This window comes from Lentzea sp. NPDC058450, from assembly GCF_042721395.1.
GTDB lineage: Bacteria > Actinomycetota > Actinomycetes > Mycobacteriales > Pseudonocardiaceae > Lentzea.
The window spans coordinates 82,122-97,573 of record NZ_JBHXLO010000037.1; the positions used below are offsets into that span (position 1 = coordinate 82,122).

The window sequence follows — 15,452 nt, forward strand, 5'->3', positions numbered from 1 at the left end:
CAGCTAACAGTCACAAGCTCGGAGGCTGCCCGGTCCTATTTATTGGAAGACACGGGCAACGGAGGCCGCGATGACTGAACATCAGGTAGCCACATCGGTTTTGGTGATCGGCACGGGAGGCGCGGGGTTGCGCGCCGCCATCGAACTCGCCGAACGGGGCGTCGACGTGACGGTCGTCGGCAAGCGCCCCAAGGCGGACGCGCACACCGCTCTCGCCGCGGGCGGCATCAACGCGGCGCTGGCCACGATGGACCCCGCCGACAGCTGGCAGCAGCACGCGGCCGACACCATCAAGGAGAGCTACCTCCTCGCCAACCCCGACATCGTGCGGACCGTGGCCGAGCAGGCGCCGCGCGGCATCGCCGACCTCGAACGCTGGGGCATGCCGTTCGCCCGCGAGGACGACGGCCGCATCTCGCAACGGTTCTTCGGCGCGCACACGTTCCGCCGCACGTCGTTCGCGGGCGACTACACGGGCCTGGAGATCCAGCGCACCCTGGTCAACCGCGCCGCGCAGCTGGAGATCCCGATCCTCGACTCCTGTTACATCACCCGAATCCTGGTGCAGGACAACGTGGTGTTCGGCGCGTACGGCTTCGACCTCGGCACAGGCAGGCGCTACGTCTTCCATGCCGACGTGGTGATCCTCGCCGCCGGCGGCCACACCCGCATCTGGCGCCGCACGTCCAGCCGCCGCGACGAGAACACCGGCGACTCGTTCCGCCTGGCCGTCCTCGCGGGAGGCAGGATCCGCGACCCCGAGCTCGTCCAGTTCCACCCGTCCGGCCTGCTCGAACCGGAGAACGCGGCGGGCACCCTCGTCTCCGAGGCGGCCCGCGGCGAGGGCGGCGTCCTCACCAACGCCCTCGGCGAGCGCTTCATGGCCCGCTACGACCCGCAACGCATGGAACTGTCCACTCGCGACAGAGTCGCGCTCGCCGCGTACACCGAGATCAAGGAGGGCCGCGGCACCCCGAACGGCGGCGTGTGGCTCGACGTCTCGCACCTGCCGCGCGAACAGATCATGCAGCGCCTGCCGAGGGTCTACCAGACCCTGCTGGAACTGCAGATGAAGGACATCACCCAGCAGCCGATGGAGATCGCCCCCACCGCGCACTACTCGATGGGCGGCGTCTGGGTCGCGCCGGACGACCACTCCACCGGCGTCGAGGGCCTCTACGCGATCGGCGAGGCGTCCAGCGGCCTGCACGGCGCCAACCGCCTCGGCGGCAACTCGCTCATCGAGCTCCTCGTCTACGGCCGCATCGTCGGCGAGGCGGCCGCCGAGTACTCCTCCTCACTGACCGCGCAACGCCGTTCGCAGGCCGCCGTGGCCGAGGCGAGGTCCGAAGTGGACTCTCTGCTCGCCGCCGACGGCCAGGAGAACGTCCGCGCCCTGCAACGCTCCCTGCGCGACACCATGACCGAACACGCGGGCGTGGTCCGCGACGAGGCGGGCCTGCGCAAGGGCCTCGCCGAACTCGACGAGCTGGAAGCCCGCATCGCCGACGTCGGCGTCCACCCCGACCTGGCTGGGTTCCAGGACCTCGCGCACGCGTTCGACCTGCTGTCGTCGGCGTTGTCCGCCCGCGCCACGCTGGAGTGCGCCCTCGAACGCCGTGAGACCCGCGGCTGCCACAACAGGTCCGACCACCCGGACATGGACCCGGCGCAGCAGGTCAACCTCGTCTGGTCGGGCCCAGGCCAGGTCGCCCGCGAGGCGATTCCCCCGGTGCCGCAGGAGATCGCGGCGCTGATGAGGGAGGTCGACACGGCCGGCAAGCTGGTCGAGTGACGACGGGGGAGGGGCGGGAGCGATCCCGCCCCTCCTCGCGTCAGCGACGCCGGTGGCCCTCAGGACAGCCGCAACGCCATAACGGTCTGCCGCAACGCCCGCTCGTGTCCACCGTGGACGGTGGCGGCACTGCGCCCGCTCGACGCCGCGCGGGCCAGTTCGACGTGGTCGCGCGCCAACGCCGTCAGCGACGTCTTCACGGCCGCGGCGCCCTGAGGTGCTTGCGCGCCTCCAGTTCGTCCGCCTCCACCACCGTCAGCATCGGCTGACCGGGCGCGCAGAACATCGTGACGACGAACTGCGACTCCTCGTCCGCCAGGTGGTTCCCGTCCTGGTAGTGGATGACGTCGCCGCCCGGCTCCCAGAACGTCCCGCCCGCGCGCACGACCCGGGCCGGTTCGCCTTCCAGTTCGAAGACGATCGCGCCCTTCACCACGTACCCGTACGCGGGACCGGAGTGCCGGTGCGGCGGCGCGCCGGGGCTGGCCGGCGGGAGTGTCACGAGAATCGTCATCGCCTCGGCGCCGTCAGGGATCCGCGGCGCGCCCGGCACGGTGCCGATCACGTCGATGGCGGGCGGCGGCCCGCTCTGGTCGGGGTTGTCCAGGTGGTGTTCGTGGCTCATGCCAAGGAAGACCGGACAGCCCGCCGCGTTGTGACAGGGGACCCCGGATCCCCTGTCACAACGCGCCGGGTCAGGAGGCGAGCCCCATCCCCGCCACGACCTTGGTCGTCACCGACGTCGTGCCGATGACCTGGCCCTGCTTCAACCCCCACGCGTCCTTCGCCAGCACCGTGCGCGACCCGAGGTACTCGCCGGTCGTCTGGTCGATCACGATCTGCTCGGTGGTCTCCTTCTCGGTGACGCCGAGCGCGGTGCCCGTCCTGCCGTCGAGCACGGCCGCCTTCTCGACGACCTCCAGCCCCGGCAGGTAGGTCAGCGCCTGGTAGACCGCGGCCCGCACGTGCGCGGGGTACGCGCCGGTGCCGAGGCCGTCGTTGACCATCTGCAGGAAGGCCAGTCCCTCGTTGCCCTGCGCCTCGTCGCGGAGCTTGCGGTACAGCTCCTTCGGGTCGGCCGGCAGCGTCGTGAGGTACTCGGGGGACGGGTCGCGAAAGCTCACCTTCACCTTGTCGCGCAACGCAGGTCCGCCGTCGGAGCGGTACTCGCTCGCCCCGTCGAACGGCGAGTTCAGGTCCGGCGGGAGGTCCTTCTCGGAGCCGATCAGCCACTGGCGGCCGCTCGCCTGCTCGCGCTTGTAGAGCCACGGGCCGTTGCGGTCGGCCGGGATCCACGTCTGGAGCCTCTGGTCCTGCAGGAACATCCAGTCGTGCTCGTACTCGGTCATCGACCAGCGCGCGTCCTGCTGCACGAGCAGGTACTGGTCCGGCGTCAGCTTCGCGTCGCCGGTGAGGTTCGCGGCCTTGTTCAGCAGGTCGGCCGCGGCCGCGCTGCCCACGCTCGGGCCGTTCACCCGCGACACCAGCGAGGGGGCGAGCAGGGCGGCACCCGCGAGCACCACCATCGCGGCGGCAGCGGCCACCACGGGGATGCGCCGCCTGCGTCGCGGAGCCAGCGGAACCACCTCGCCGGACACAGGTTCAGCGGCGTCGATCCGCGCGAGCAGAGCCGCGCGGCCCCGGTCGAACGCCTCGTCGCTCATCGGGGCGACGTCCGACATCGCCCACTTCACGGTCTCGTCCTCGACCTGCCGGATCTCACGCATCGTCGTCACCCTCCTGTCCGTTGATCTTCGCCCGCAGCTTGGCCCGCGCCCGGAACAGCCTCGTCCGCACGGTCGCCACCGGCGTCTCGGTCACCTCGGCGACCTCGGCCGCGCTCAGGTCGCCCCACGCCACCATCAGCAGCACGTCGCGTTCCTCCGGCCGCAGGTCGGCGAGCACCTCGGCCAGGTCGCTCATCAGCGACTCGGCGTCCACGACGGACGCCGTGCGGTCGTCGACGTGGTCGGCCACCGCGCGCCTGCCGTGGTCACGCGCCCAGGCCCGCAGCCGCCGGCCCTCGGAGCGCACGTGCTGGCGCAGCAGGTTCGTCCCGATCCCGAACAGCCACGCCTTCACGCTCGCGCGGGCCGGGTCGAAGCTCTGACGACGTTCCCAGGCGATGAGGAACGCCTCGGACACCAGGTCGTCCGCGATCGCGGCGTCCACCCGCAGCGCCAGGTAGCGGTGCAGATCGCGGGCGTGCCGGTCGTACAGCTCGACCCACGCGTCCCGGTCCAGAGGCTTCGTCACCCCCGGTCCTCCTGTTCGCGCCGGCGGCGCTGTCTCGGTGCTCACGGAAACTATTGGTCGATGGGCGCGAGAGCATTCCCGCTCAGGAGGTGTGACCTGCTCCACACTGCCACCAGCACGCCCGCCGCGCCTGTGGTCACCTCCCTCGCGCCTGCGCGATTGGCCTCCAGAGCATCGGGCGTTCCCATGAGGACGGTCACATCCCGTTGGCGGAAACGGGAAAGCGCGCAGCGACCAACAACCTTCCGTGAACGAGATGCAGTTGCTGAGCCGGGCCGCCGGCGAGATCCCGCCGATGTCCGCCGACGCCTTCGAGGCCGGCCGGAACAGGCTCCTCACCCGGCACCGCTGGGCCACCGCGCGCAAGGTCGTCCGCGCGATCTGGGTCGTCGTGCTGCTGGTGCTGCCGATCAAGATGGCCGCGATGGGCGCGTACTACCTGGACCTGCAGGTGTACCGGACCGGCGGGCTCGCCTGGCTCCAGGACGTGCCGCTCTACGTCGGCTTCCCGGGCCCGTTGGACGGCCCGAACCTGCCGTTCACCTACCCGCCGATCGCCGCGGTGTTGTTCAGCGGGCTCACGTTCGTGCCGGTGCCGGTGGCGAACGCGCTGGTGGTGGCCCTGAACTTCGTCTGCCTCACGGCCGTGAGCGTGCTGGTCACGAGGACGCTCAGCCGCCGCCCGGACGTGGCCTGGACGGTCGGGCCCGTCGTCGCGATCCTCGGGGTGTCGCTGGAGCCCGTGATCTCGACGTTCCTGTTCGGGCAGATCAACCTCGTGCTGATGGCGATCGTCGTGGTCGACGCGCTGGCGGTGCGCGACCCGAGGTTCCGCGGCCTGCTGATCGGCGTGGCCGCCGCGATCAAGCTGACCCCGCTGATCTTCCTGCTCTACTTCCTGGTGCGCCGCGAGTGGCGGGCCGCGGCGATGGCGCTGGCCGGGTTCGCGGGCATGGCCGTGCTCGGGTTCCTGTTCGCCGCGAAGGACTCCGCCGAGTTCTGGTTCAACGCGATCTTCGACACGAGCCGCGCCGGTGGCCTCGCCTACGCGACCAACCAGTCGGTTCGCGGGTTCCTGCACCGGATCAACCCCGGCGAGCACGCCGAGTCGCTGATCTGGACCGGTCTGTCGCTGATCGTCGTGACGCTCGCGGTCGTCGCCGCCTGGCGCGCCCGCGACGAGGTCGTCGCGCTCACCGCGATCGCGACGGCCGGGCTGCTCGTCTCCCCGGTCTCCTGGTCGCACCACTGGGTCTGGTGCGTGCCCGCGTTCCTCGCGCTGGCGTTCACCCGCCGCACCTGGGCGCGGCCGGTGCTCGGGGTGCTGCTGGTGATCTTCCTCGTGCACCCGTTCGGCTGGCTGCCGAGCACCGGGGACAAGGAGATGCTCTGGAGCTGGCAGGAGCACGTCTACGGCGACGCCTACACGTGGGTCGCGCTCGCCGGCCTGGCGGCGGCCGCCGTGGCCGCCACCAGGCTGACGCTCAGCAGCGCTTCACCCGGACCGCGCCGCGGCTCGACTCCACGATCGCGAAGTTGAGCCGGTCGGGGTCCGCCGAGCCGAGCGCGACGCGGACCTCGGCGTTGATGTTGATGTTGCGCTGCTCCCCGCACGGCACCCACTGGACGTCCGCCGAGTTCGGCCGGTAGTGGGTCTGCCAGGCGTCGCTGAACGGCCCGGTGAACGGCTGGCTCACCGTCGCGGTCGGCGTCGTCCCCTGCACGTAGGTGCTGACGCGACTCAGTCCGGTGGCTCCCGATTGCAAGTGGGTGTAACCGTTGTAAGAGGTTCTAACCAACGCGAAGGTGTATCCGTCGGGGACGTTGACGCGCAGGCTGACCTGGCAGTTCTTGCGCAGGTCGACGGGGGACGAGTCGTTGCCCGCCCTGGCCAGGAACTGGTGGTAGCCGATCGTGAAGGTGCGGTCGTCGGTCTTGACGTCGGCGTCGCCCGCCGCGCACCCCGATCCGTTGACCGTGACGACCTCCAGGACGGGCGCCTGGGCCGCCGGGGTGAGCGCCGTTAAGGCGATGAGTGCTGCCGCTGCCGTGGTGAGCATGAGGAACCTCTCCGAGGGGTCCGTGGCGGCGGCAGCACCAGACGCTATGACGGATCGGGGTGCGTCGGCTGACGGTTGCCTGACGATTCCCGGTCCGGGTCACGGCTTGAACGGCACGAGCTCCTCCTCGACGCCCGTCCGGACGATCACGCACGTCGACTCGGGCACCTCCTGCCAGGCCCCGACCAGGTCGCCCAGCGGTTCGGACACGACCAGCCGCGAGTCGTCGGTGAGGTCGTGCAGCGCCGGGTTGTCCGGGTACTGGCGGCGCAACGTCGTCACGTCGGTGCTGTGGAACAGCGATCGCGACTTGCCGCGGCTCGAGTAGCGGAACGCCCAGGTCGTCGAGCCGTCGGTGACCGCGACCGTCATCTGGATCGGGTACTCGACGCCCGCGCGCCGCCCGACGTCCTCGACGAACTCGACCATGCGCGCCACCGCGGCCGGCGGGTCCTGCTCGAGCCCGAAGCTGATCGCCAGGTAGAACATGATCTCCGAGTCCGTCGACCCCTCGACCAGCGGGAACAGTGCCGGGTCGATCGCCAGCATCAGCTCGCGCCGCACCAGCGGGAACTTGGCGATGAGCCCGTTGTGCATCCACAGCCAGTTCTGGTGGCGGAACGGGTGGCAGTTCGACCGCTGCACCGCGCCGCCCGTGGACGCCCGCACGTGCGCGAAGACCCGGTCGACGGTGATCTGCGCGGACAGCTCCCGCAGGTTGCGGTCGTTCCACGCGGGCTCGGTGCTGAGGAACAGCCCTGGCGTGCTCGTGCTGCCGTACCAGCCGATGCCGAACCCGTCGCCGTTCACCGCCGTGGCCCCCAGCCGGGCGTGCTTCGACTGCATGACGAGCGAGTTCTCCGGTGCGTAGAGCAACTCCTCCAGCAAGACCGGCGAACCGGAGTAAGCGAGCCACCGGCACATCACGAACCTCCTCGAAAACCCAGCGCTACATGGGAACACGTAGCAGACCGGAATGGGAGGTTTGCGGCGACGCGCCTTCCTCGGGCAGCATGGCGGGGGTGACGGTCCCTCCCGGCTTACGGCAGCCGCCCTACGAACCGCCGCGCGCGAACTTCGAGACGATCGAGGTCTACGCGCCGGTCACGCAGGTGGCGCCCCCGGCGGAGCCCGCCGCCCAGGTGCCCGAGGAGCGCTCGGACATCGCCGTCATCGGCCCGATCGCGGCCCTCGTGCTGGCCCTGACGATCTCCACGCTGATCCTCGAACACCCGGCGGCCCGTGCCGTGGCGGCAGGTCTCGCGACCGTGGGCCTGCTCCTCGCCGTGGCGCTCATGCTGATGGGCAAGAAGCCGAAGCCGGGCCGCCACGTGGCACGGCACGCCGTCGCGCCCGAGTCCGTCGATCCCGAACAGACGGTGCGGATCAACCAGGGCTGGAGCACGACCGACCGGCGCCGCTGACCGGGACCCCGGTCACCACAGCACCGCTGAGCGCACGTTCGAGGTCATCGGTTCGCGGTTCGTGTGGATGCATTGGTCAAGAACGTTGTTCAGCCAGCGGTTCGTCAAGTCCGCGGAGATGAGCGACTTCATGGGCGTGCTCAGGAACATTTCGTGGGATTTCAAGTACGCATCGGACGTCGATCAGCACCGCCGCGAGTCGCAAATACGCAGTTCATCGACGTTGTCCGGCCGCCTGACGGCCCTGTTCGCAGCGGAAAACGCCCGCTTCTGCTATCTGACGAGAGAACGCTCCTCCGCCCCGGACGGCCGGCACTGCTGACGGATCGCGGCTGGAGCTCCCTTTCCGGAGTTGCCGAAAGAACGGAAGCCAATGCTCCTCGAGTTCGTCTCGTCCGATTCATGTGGATGCCGTCCGCTCCGTCGCACTGACGGCCTCCAAGCCGCTCACCTCAGGGTGGCCAGGCCGGCCTTCGCGAACTTCTCGTCCAGGTCGCCGCTGGGCGCGCCGCCCACCCCGATGCCCGCCACCGACGTGCCGTCGACCGCCACCGGCACGCCACCCGCCAGGAACAACGTGCCGGGGATGTCGCGCAGGGTGGCGCCCTGGCCGGTGACGCGGCCGGCGAGCTCCGAGGTCGGGGCGTTGAACGACACGGCCGTGAACGCCTTGCGCCGCGCGGACTCCTCGGTCTGCGGGCCGGCGCCGTCCCCGGCGAGCAGCACCACGAGGTCGCCGCTGCGGTCGACGACGGCGACCGTGACGCGCTGGTTCTCCTTCTCGGCGGCGTCGAGGGTGGCCTGCGCGGCCTTGATCGCCGCGTCGATGGTCAGCACCTTCTCCGTGCGGGTGGGGGTGCGCTGGTCGGCCGCCGCGTAGCCGCCGCCGACGCTCAGCACGACCAGGGTGGCGATTGCGATCTTCTTGATGTCCATGGCCCCAACGGTGCCGCGTTCGCGCGCCCGTTCCATGGTGGTGACGGTTGAACCTCGGTTCAACCCATCGGTTGACCCGCCGGGCCGCCGCCCTCGCCTACAGTCGCCGACGTGTGGCTGCACAGGGCGATGCACGCGGGTTTCTACGTGCTGCTGACGGCGTCGGCGGCGCGGTACGTCGCGTACCACGGCGCCGACCTCGTCGTGCTCGGCCTGGCTCTCGCGCTCGGCGTCGCCTATCCCGCCGGCGTGCGCTGGACCAGCGCGTTGCCCGCGGTGCTGGCCGTGTGGCTGGTGCTCGTGTGGCTCGCGCCGAGCTTCGGCTGGTGCGCGATCCCGTTGTTCTTCCAGTGCCTGCGCCAGCTCAGGCCGCGCGTGGCGCTGCCGATCGCGGCCCTGCTGACGTTCGCCGTGGTGCTGGCGCAGATCAGGCTGGCGGCGACGTTCGACTGGTCGCTCGTCCTCGGCCCGGTCGGCGTGGCGGTGCTGACCGCGGCGGTGTTCTTCGACCGCGCCCGCCTCCTGCACGAGGCCGGTGTCCTGGAGGAACGCCAACGCCTCGCGCGCGAGATCCACGACACCCTCGCGCAGGGCTTCTCCAGCATCAACCTGTTGCTGTCACTGGGAGAAACCGACCGCGCGGCCTCCGTCGCCCGCGAGAACCTGACCGAGGCCCGCCGCTTCGTCCGCGACCTCTCACCCCTGCGCGGCACCCTCGTGGACGCCCTCCACCGCCTCTGCCCGCACGTCGAGGTCGACGGCGACCCGTACCCGTTGAGCGTGCAGACCGAGGTGGCCCTCCTCCGCGTGGCCCAGGGAGCCGTCGCCAACGCCTCCGAACACGCGCACGCCTCCCGCGTGGCGATCACGTTGTCCTACCTGGGAGACGCGGTGACACTGGACGTCGTGGACAACGGCCGAGGCTTCGACCCCGCCGCCACCCGCACCACCGAGGGCCGCGGCTACGGCTTGGCCTCGATCCGCGGCCGCATCACCGAACTGGGCGGCACCGTGTCCGTGGAGAGCGCGCCGGGGGAGGGAACCGCCGTGGCCGTGACGGTGCCGACGCCGTGAAGGTCCTCGTCGTCGACGACCACCCGGTGGTCAGGTTCGGCCTCGTGGGCCTGCTGTCCCGGGACTTCGAGGTGATCGAGGCCGCCACGGGCGAGCAGGCGGTCACCCAAGCGTCCACAGTGGACGTCGTTCTGATGGATCTCCAACTGGGCAAGGGAATCGACGGCGTGGAGGCCACCCGCCGCATCCGCGCACTCCCGGACGCCCCGCAGGTCGTGGTGCTCACCACCTACGACTCGGACGCCGACATCGTCCGCGCCGTGGAGGCCGGCGCCATCGGCTACCTGCTGAAGGACTGCGCGCCCGAGGAGCTCGCCAAGGCCGTCCGCACGGCCTCGACCGGCCAGACCGTGCTCTCCCCGGACATCGCGCAACGGCTGCTGCGCCAGGTCCGCGGCCCGGCCCCGAAGCTCAGCAAGCGCGAGGTCCAGATCCTCGAACACCTCGCCCGCGGCCTGTCGAACCGGGAGATCGCGAAGGCGTTGTTCATCAGCGAGGCCACCGTGAAGACGCACCTGGTGCGGATCTTCGCGAAGCTCGGCGTGGAGACGCGCACGGCGGCCGTGACGACCGCCGTGGAACGCAAGCTGATCCGGCTCTAGTCGTCCAGGCTCGGCGGCGTCGTCCTGGTCAGGCGCGGGTCCGGCCGGCTGCCCGACATCGCGAGCATCCCGCGCAGCACCTTCAGCAGCTTCGCGATCCCGCTCGGCTTCTTCCGGTCGATCCCGCCGATCACCTGCTTCAACACGCTCAACTGGTCGAAGTAGATCCGCTCGGTGACGAGGTTCTCGTTCTCGTCGAAGATGAAGTACGCGTTCATCCGCGTGCGGTGCTTGCCGCCGGTGGCCGGGATCTTGCCCAGCGGGCCGAGGTGCGTGCCGAGGAGCCAGAACTCGACGATCACGGCGTCGACGCTGTGCCGGAACGCGATCAGCTCGTGGTGCTGGTCGGGGAACGCCACGCGGGTGTCGGTGTAGTACTGGCGGACCGCGTCGTCGCCGTCGTGGACGACCATCTGCGCGATGATCTCGTAGTGGGGGTGCGGGAACGTCGAGAGCGTGGCGTCCCAGTCGTGGGCCACCTCGTCGCGGAAGTGGTCGAGCACCAGCTTTTCGCGTGCCCGCAGGACTTCTTCCGGTGGCAGGACGAAACGTGACGTCATCGGGACGCTCCTCAGTGGACGATCTGGCCGTGGGTGAAGGTGGGCCTGGTGCCGGGGTTCGTCCAGGCGCCGGTGAGCTCGCTGGACGGGAAGAACTGGAGGAAGCGCGGGTCCGCGGTGCTGCGGTCGGCGATGGTCTTCTCCAGCACGATCGAGTTGTACTGGTCGGCCGTGGTCTCGACGGTGTTGGCGTTGAGCACGACCTCCTGCTGCCACCGCCGTGACCACGAGGACAGCCCCGGCAGCTTCGAATGCTCCGGGGTCAGGGCCTCGGCGGCGATCACGTTCTCGCTGCTCACCCAGATGCCGGTCGAGGTGTTGACGACGAGGCTCTGGTTGCCGAACACGTGGCCCGGCGTCTTGATCACGGCGACGCCGGGGCCGAGCACGACCGAGCCGTCGATCGGCAGGAACGCCTCCGGCGGCACGTCGGCATAGGTCGCGGGCTGGTACCAGGGCTTCTGCAACGGGTGGAGCTCGGCCATCGCCATCAGCTCGTCGCGTTGCACGATCACCTTGGCGTTGGGGAACAGCGCGGGCGTGGTCGACGTGCCGATCCATCGCCGCAGGTCCTGCGTGTGCAGGTGGTCGAACATCAGGTAGTCGACGTCCTCGGGCGCGATGCCGAGCGCCGCCAGGTGGTCGGGCACGGTGCCGTGGACCTTGACCATGCGGCGCTCCACCACGTCCGGCGTGCGTTCGGACAGGTCCTCGAAGTACGGCGTGTAGCGGCCGTGCTCGTGGTCGCTCGGCTCGAACAACAGCACCTTGTCGTCCCAGCGGATCACCAGCATGCGGTTCGTGATCGACAGGAACGGCGCGATCGCCCGCGACGCCCGGAACAGCCCGAACCGCGTCGGGTACGGCAACGTCACCAGGTCGCGCGTCACGATGCTGCCCGGCGTGCCGGTCGTGGCGAACTCGCGCCGGAACGCCAGTCCGCGCTCACGGGCCACCCGCAGCCGCGCGCCTGGGCCGCCCTCGACGTCCATCGCCGCGAGCGTGTCGATCTCGGTGCCGATCGTCGGCAGGTCGGCCGCCGTTCCCCACGGGAAGCGCATCACCCCTCCAATACCCACGGTGTGGGTTAATTGGGAGGTTAAACCCACACCGTGGACATCCGCAAGGCACAATGGCCAGGTGACTGACACGCGCCGCGGCCGTCCGCGCACCCCGCTGCTGTCCCGCGAGTCCATCGTCGCGGCGACGTTGCAGGTCATCGGCGACGAGGGCGTGGCGGCCGTCGGCATGCGGTCGGTCGCGCGCCTGCTCGGCGTGGACGCGAAGAGCCTCTACAACCACGTCGACGGCAAGGACGGCCTGCTCGACGCCGTCGCCGAACAGCTGCTGAGCGGCCTCGCCCTGCCGGCGCCGACCGGGGACGCGCGGCACGACCTGCACGCCATCGCGCACGCCTTCCGCGACCGCGCGCTGGCCCATCCGGGAGCCGCGCCGCTCGTGCTCACCCGGCAGCTGTCGTCATTGGAGGGCCTCCAACCGGTCGACGCCGTGCTGACCGTGCTGCTCGCGGCCGGTGCCGAGCCGGACGAGGCCGTGCACCTGCTGCGGATGCTGCTCGCCACGTTGATCGGCACGCTGCTGCGCGAGGTGTCGGCTGCGCCCACGTTCGGGGGAGACGACGGCGAACGCTTGGAGGCACTCCAAGCCGCCGGGCTGACCGCGATCGCCGCGACGGCGCCGCACCTCGCCGAGTTCGACCGCGCGGCCGAGTTCGAGTACACGGTGGACCTCGCGATCACCGCCGTCTTGGAGCGGGTTCAATGGTCGGGGTCGAGGTCCTCGTAGAGGCCCTGGACGAGGCGCCCGGTCAGTTCCCCGCCGGAGGTCTCGATCAACGCCCAGCCCGGGCCGGGGTCGTCGTCGGCGGGATCGTCCAGGAAGTACAGGGCCGAGTGCAGCGCCTCGTAGGCGACCAGCCGCGCGTAGGCCCGCAGGTCGTCGGGGGAGGCACCGAGGGCTTCGAGGCGTTCGCGGGCGGCGTCCCCGCGCACGTACGTCGGTCCGGGTCCGTGCTGGTCGATGATCTCCCACAGGCCGCGCAGGAACCGCTGCCGCGCGTGCTGCGGGATCCTGCCGCCGTCCTCGAGGTCCATGCGGCACGAGTATGCCCGTTGATCTTCGAACTGCGGGCCGGTCCGAACGGCGGCAGACTCCCGTGGCGTGAACCTTCGACGGTGGCCCGTGGTCGCGGTGGCCGGATTCGTCTTCGCGGCGGTCGTGTACGTCCTCGCCGTGCTGACGAGGGCCGGTCAGACCATCGAGAACGCGGCTCTGCGCGGCGCCGACCAGGACAACGTCGACGAGGCCGACGCCGCCTGGCAGGCGCTCGGCCAGATCACGATCTACTCGCTGGCCGCGGCCGTGGTCGCCGTGGCGCTCGTCGGCGTGCTCCGCAAGCGCTGGGACCTCACCGTCGCGGCCGTCGGCGTGATCGTCGCGGGGCAGGTGGTGGTGCAGGCCCTCAAGCGGTTCATCCTGCCGCGCCCGCACCTGGTCGAGGTCTCCGGCGACTACGCGCACAACAGCCTCCCGAGTGGACACACGACGATCGCGATGACGGTGCTGTTCGCGGCGATCATCGTCGTGCCGTGGAAGTGGCGCGGCGTCATGCTGTTCTTCGTGCTGCCGTGGGCGACGGCGATCGGCCAGTACACGCTGACCGCGAAGTGGCACCGCCTGAGCGACACCCTCGCCGCCGACGGCATCGCGCTCGCGATCGCCGCGCTGGCCGCGTGGTGGTTGCAGCGCAAGGGATCGCTGGAGCCCTACACCGGTCCGCGTCGCGTCGGACGTGTCGTGCTGGTCGTCTTCTGGTCGCTCGCCGCAGCCGCCACCCTCGCGCTCGGCCTGATCCTCTGGGTCTTCCCGCTGGCCCAGGAGGGCCTCAACGCCGACGAGTGGGTGATCTACCTCGGTGCCGGCTCGCTCGCGTCGGCGGGCTCGCTGATCGCCGCGCTCACCTACCTCGCGTGCTGGCGCAGGATCGCATGACAACCAGTTGATCTCCCGCGCGTCCTGTCAACTGGGAGAGGTTTCCGGAGTGAGGGGACAGGACGTTGAGCGTTAACCGACGTGCCGTGCTGACGTGGGGTGCGGGGGCGGCCCTGGCGGTGACGGTGCCCGCCACGGCGCAGGCCTCGACGGTCACCGGCAGGCTGCGCGACCTGGAGAAACAACACAACGCGCGCCTCGGCGTGTTCGCGACCGACACCGGCACCGGCCGCACGGTGCTGCACCGGGCGGACGAACTCTTCCCGCTGTGCTCGACCTTCAAGACCATCGCGGCCGCCGCGATCCTCCGCAAGGACCGCGACGGAACGCTGCTGGGCAAGGTGATCACCTACACCCAGTCCGATGTGGACAAGTCGGGCTACGGCCCGATCACCGGCAAGCCCGAGAACCTGGCGAACGGCATGACCGTCAAGGCCCTCTGCGAGGCCACCATCACCTACAGCGACAACTGCGCGGCCAACCTCCTGCTCAAGGAACTCGGCGGTCCCACGGCCATCAGCCGCTTCAGCCGCTCGATCGGCGACCCGGTCACCCGCCTGGACCGCTGGGAACCAGAACTCAACTCGGCGGAACCGGGCCGCATCACCGACACCACCTCCCCACGAGCCATCGGCCAGAGCAACGCGCGCCTGACCCTCGGCCACGCCCTGAACTCCAACGACTCCGACCAGCTCACCAAGTGGCTGCTGGCCAACACCACAGGCGGCAACCGAATCCGCGCGGGCCTCCCGTCCGCCTGGCGCTGGGGCGACAAGACCGGCACCGGCAGCTACGGCACCACCAACGACGTGGGCATCGCCTTCCCGCCGGGCCGCGCGCCAATCGTGATCGCTGTCCTCTCCACCCGCAAGGACGACCCGACCGGCACGGCAGACGAACCCCTGCTGGCCAAAACCGCAGAACTGGTAGCCGCAACCTTCAGCTGACCGGCACCCACAACTCGACCACCGTGTGCCGCCGGTAGAACTCGACCAGCGGCCGCTCGGAGTCCCACGGCCCCAAGGTCTTCAGCGACTCCATGGCAGGCCCGATCCGCCCGTACAACGCGGGCGGATCACCCTCCAGCACCACCCGCCGATACCGACCACCCGCCAACACCCCGACGGCAAGCCCGAACGAGTCCCCGGGCTTCACCGGCGTGCACACCGTGTAGGTCCCGGCCGTCTCGTCAACGCGGGCGAACATCCTGCGCCCCTTGAGACCCACGAGGTTCTCGAACCAGTCCCACGCCTCGGTCATCGCCGCGAGCTCGTCAGCGACGGTGTGCTCCAACACGGGCACGTCCGGGCGGCTGATCACGTCGTTCCGCACCGCACCGATCGTGGCCGCCGAACCGCCACCGCGCAAGGAGGAGCGGGCCGTTCTGGGCACGGGGGAGGGAAGGGGCGAGGCGGGGCAGGCTCACGCAGGCGTCCCCCTTGCACACAGGTCCCCCGCGACCCAATGTACAGACGAGGTCTGACAGTCCGGTTGGGCCAAGACGGGCTGGGCCAAGACTCAGGTCACCAATGGCTTGAGGTGTCCGCGATGCCGAAGGCGAGCCCGTCTGAGCGTGCGTCCGGCAATGGCGGAGCCGAGCTACCCGACCTCAACGCAATGCCGAAGGCGAGGCGTCCCTCCTGGGCGCACCACGGCAACCGGTAATGACGTGACGTACCGGCTCAACGTGCCCACGCTGCAAAGAGATTGGGGCTTGACTTTGGGTGCGAGGT

At 70.3% G+C, this 15,452-nt stretch carries 20 protein-coding genes; 9 read left to right on the forward strand and 11 right to left on the reverse strand.

All coding sequences use genetic code 11. The features are described 5' to 3' along the window. Positions 1 to 70: 70 nt before the first annotated feature. Complete coding sequence (locus ACFWNN_RS38815; RefSeq protein WP_382444964.1) at positions 71 to 1,795, forward strand: L-aspartate oxidase; 1,725 nt, start codon at positions 71 to 73, stop codon at positions 1,793 to 1,795. A gap of 59 nt (positions 1,796 to 1,854) precedes the next feature. Here the strand turns inward: ACFWNN_RS38815 and ACFWNN_RS38820 are convergent, their stop codons facing one another. The 4 genes from ACFWNN_RS38820 to ACFWNN_RS38835 form a co-directional block, all read right to left on the reverse strand. After that, positions 1,855 to 1,995, reverse strand: coding sequence for a hypothetical protein (locus tag ACFWNN_RS38820; RefSeq protein ID WP_382444965.1), 141 nt, complete (start codon positions 1,993 to 1,995; stop codon positions 1,855 to 1,857). Next, on the reverse strand, positions 1,992 to 2,420 hold the full coding sequence (locus ACFWNN_RS38825) for a cupin domain-containing protein (RefSeq protein WP_382444966.1): 429 nt from the start codon (positions 2,418 to 2,420) through the stop codon (positions 1,992 to 1,994). Before ACFWNN_RS38825 ends, ACFWNN_RS38820 begins: the two co-directional genes overlap by 4 nt. A gap of 70 nt (positions 2,421 to 2,490) precedes the next feature. Next, positions 2,491 to 3,522 carry a CU044_5270 family protein gene (locus ACFWNN_RS38830; RefSeq protein WP_382444967.1) on the reverse strand — a complete coding sequence of 344 codons (1,032 nt, stop codon included), beginning with the start codon at positions 3,520 to 3,522 and terminating at the stop codon, positions 2,491 to 2,493. Beyond that, entirely contained in the window at positions 3,515 to 4,051 is a 537-nt protein-coding gene (locus ACFWNN_RS38835; RefSeq protein ID WP_382444968.1) for an RNA polymerase sigma factor, read from the reverse strand. The genes ACFWNN_RS38830 and ACFWNN_RS38835 overlap by 8 nt, the downstream gene beginning before the upstream one ends. A gap of 256 nt (positions 4,052 to 4,307) precedes the next feature. Between ACFWNN_RS38835 and ACFWNN_RS38840 the strand changes: the two genes are divergently transcribed. Further along, complete coding sequence (locus ACFWNN_RS38840) at positions 4,308 to 5,591, forward strand: glycosyltransferase 87 family protein (protein ID WP_382444983.1); 1,284 nt, start codon at positions 4,308 to 4,310, stop codon at positions 5,589 to 5,591. Here ACFWNN_RS38840 and ACFWNN_RS38845 read toward each other — a convergent pair. After that, complete coding sequence (locus tag ACFWNN_RS38845) at positions 5,536 to 6,111, reverse strand: DUF4360 domain-containing protein (RefSeq protein WP_382444969.1); 576 nt, start codon at positions 6,109 to 6,111, stop codon at positions 5,536 to 5,538. The genes ACFWNN_RS38840 and ACFWNN_RS38845 overlap by 56 nt on opposite strands. Positions 6,112 to 6,210: 99 nt before the next feature. After that, positions 6,211 to 7,035, reverse strand: coding sequence for a class II glutamine amidotransferase (locus tag ACFWNN_RS38850; RefSeq protein WP_382444970.1), 825 nt, complete (start codon positions 7,033 to 7,035; stop codon positions 6,211 to 6,213). Between the two features lie 98 nt (positions 7,036 to 7,133). Between ACFWNN_RS38850 and ACFWNN_RS38855 the strand changes: the two genes are divergently transcribed. Then, entirely contained in the window at positions 7,134 to 7,535 is a 402-nt protein-coding gene (locus tag ACFWNN_RS38855) for a hypothetical protein (protein ID WP_382444971.1), read from the forward strand. 118 nt (positions 7,536 to 7,653) lie between these two features. Next, positions 7,654 to 7,857, forward strand: coding sequence for a hypothetical protein (locus ACFWNN_RS38860; RefSeq protein WP_382444972.1), 204 nt, complete (start codon positions 7,654 to 7,656; stop codon positions 7,855 to 7,857). Between the two features lie 125 nt (positions 7,858 to 7,982). On the opposite strand, the gene ACFWNN_RS38865 is transcribed toward ACFWNN_RS38860, so the two are convergent. Next, positions 7,983 to 8,507, reverse strand: a complete 525-nt coding sequence (locus tag ACFWNN_RS38865; protein WP_382444973.1) for a heme-binding protein — start codon at positions 8,505 to 8,507, stop codon at positions 7,983 to 7,985. Positions 8,508 to 8,582: 75 nt separating this feature from the next. On the opposite strand from ACFWNN_RS38865, the gene ACFWNN_RS38870 reads away from it, so the two are divergent. Together ACFWNN_RS38870 and ACFWNN_RS38875 are read left to right on the forward strand one after the other, a co-directional pair. Then, positions 8,583 to 9,545, forward strand: coding sequence for a sensor histidine kinase (locus ACFWNN_RS38870; protein WP_382444974.1), 963 nt, complete (start codon positions 8,583 to 8,585; stop codon positions 9,543 to 9,545). Beyond that, positions 9,542 to 10,147 (forward strand): response regulator, encoded by a 606-nt coding sequence (locus ACFWNN_RS38875; protein WP_382444975.1) that lies wholly within the window; start codon positions 9,542 to 9,544, stop codon positions 10,145 to 10,147. The genes ACFWNN_RS38870 and ACFWNN_RS38875 overlap by 4 nt, the downstream gene beginning before the upstream one ends. Here ACFWNN_RS38875 and ACFWNN_RS38880 read toward each other — a convergent pair. Together ACFWNN_RS38880 and ACFWNN_RS38885 are read right to left on the reverse strand one after the other, a co-directional pair. Further along, complete coding sequence (locus ACFWNN_RS38880) at positions 10,144 to 10,707, reverse strand: ester cyclase (RefSeq protein ID WP_382444976.1); 564 nt, start codon at positions 10,705 to 10,707, stop codon at positions 10,144 to 10,146. The genes ACFWNN_RS38875 and ACFWNN_RS38880 overlap by 4 nt on opposite strands. An 11-nt stretch (positions 10,708 to 10,718) precedes the next feature. Beyond that, positions 10,719 to 11,768: a hypothetical protein gene (locus ACFWNN_RS38885; protein ID WP_382444977.1), complete on the reverse strand. Its 1,050-nt coding sequence runs from the start codon at positions 11,766 to 11,768 to the stop codon at positions 10,719 to 10,721. A gap of 79 nt (positions 11,769 to 11,847) precedes the next feature. Between ACFWNN_RS38885 and ACFWNN_RS38890 the strand changes: the two genes are divergently transcribed. After that, complete coding sequence (locus ACFWNN_RS38890) at positions 11,848 to 12,513, forward strand: TetR/AcrR family transcriptional regulator (protein ID WP_382444978.1); 666 nt, start codon at positions 11,848 to 11,850, stop codon at positions 12,511 to 12,513. Here the strand turns inward: ACFWNN_RS38890 and ACFWNN_RS38895 are convergent. Next, positions 12,486 to 12,821: a hypothetical protein gene (locus ACFWNN_RS38895; protein WP_382444979.1), complete on the reverse strand. Its 336-nt coding sequence runs from the start codon at positions 12,819 to 12,821 to the stop codon at positions 12,486 to 12,488. The genes ACFWNN_RS38890 and ACFWNN_RS38895 overlap by 28 nt on opposite strands. A 67-nt stretch (positions 12,822 to 12,888) precedes the next feature. Between ACFWNN_RS38895 and ACFWNN_RS38900 the strand changes: the two genes are divergently transcribed. Continuing rightward, positions 12,889 to 13,719 carry a phosphatase PAP2 family protein gene (locus ACFWNN_RS38900; protein WP_382444980.1) on the forward strand — a complete coding sequence of 277 codons (831 nt, stop codon included), beginning with the start codon at positions 12,889 to 12,891 and terminating at the stop codon, positions 13,717 to 13,719. A gap of 65 nt (positions 13,720 to 13,784) precedes the next feature. Continuing rightward, positions 13,785 to 14,666: a class A beta-lactamase gene (gene bla / locus ACFWNN_RS38905; RefSeq protein ID WP_382444981.1), complete on the forward strand. Its 882-nt coding sequence runs from the start codon at positions 13,785 to 13,787 to the stop codon at positions 14,664 to 14,666. Here bla and ACFWNN_RS38910 read toward each other — a convergent pair. Next, the gene (locus ACFWNN_RS38910) at positions 14,659 to 15,051 is read right to left on the reverse strand and encodes a GyrI-like domain-containing protein (RefSeq protein ID WP_382444982.1); all 393 of its coding nucleotides are present in this window, start codon (positions 15,049 to 15,051) and stop codon (positions 14,659 to 14,661) included. The two genes, bla and ACFWNN_RS38910, sit on opposite strands and share 8 nt — an antisense overlap. Positions 15,052 to 15,452: the final 401 nt, after the last annotated feature.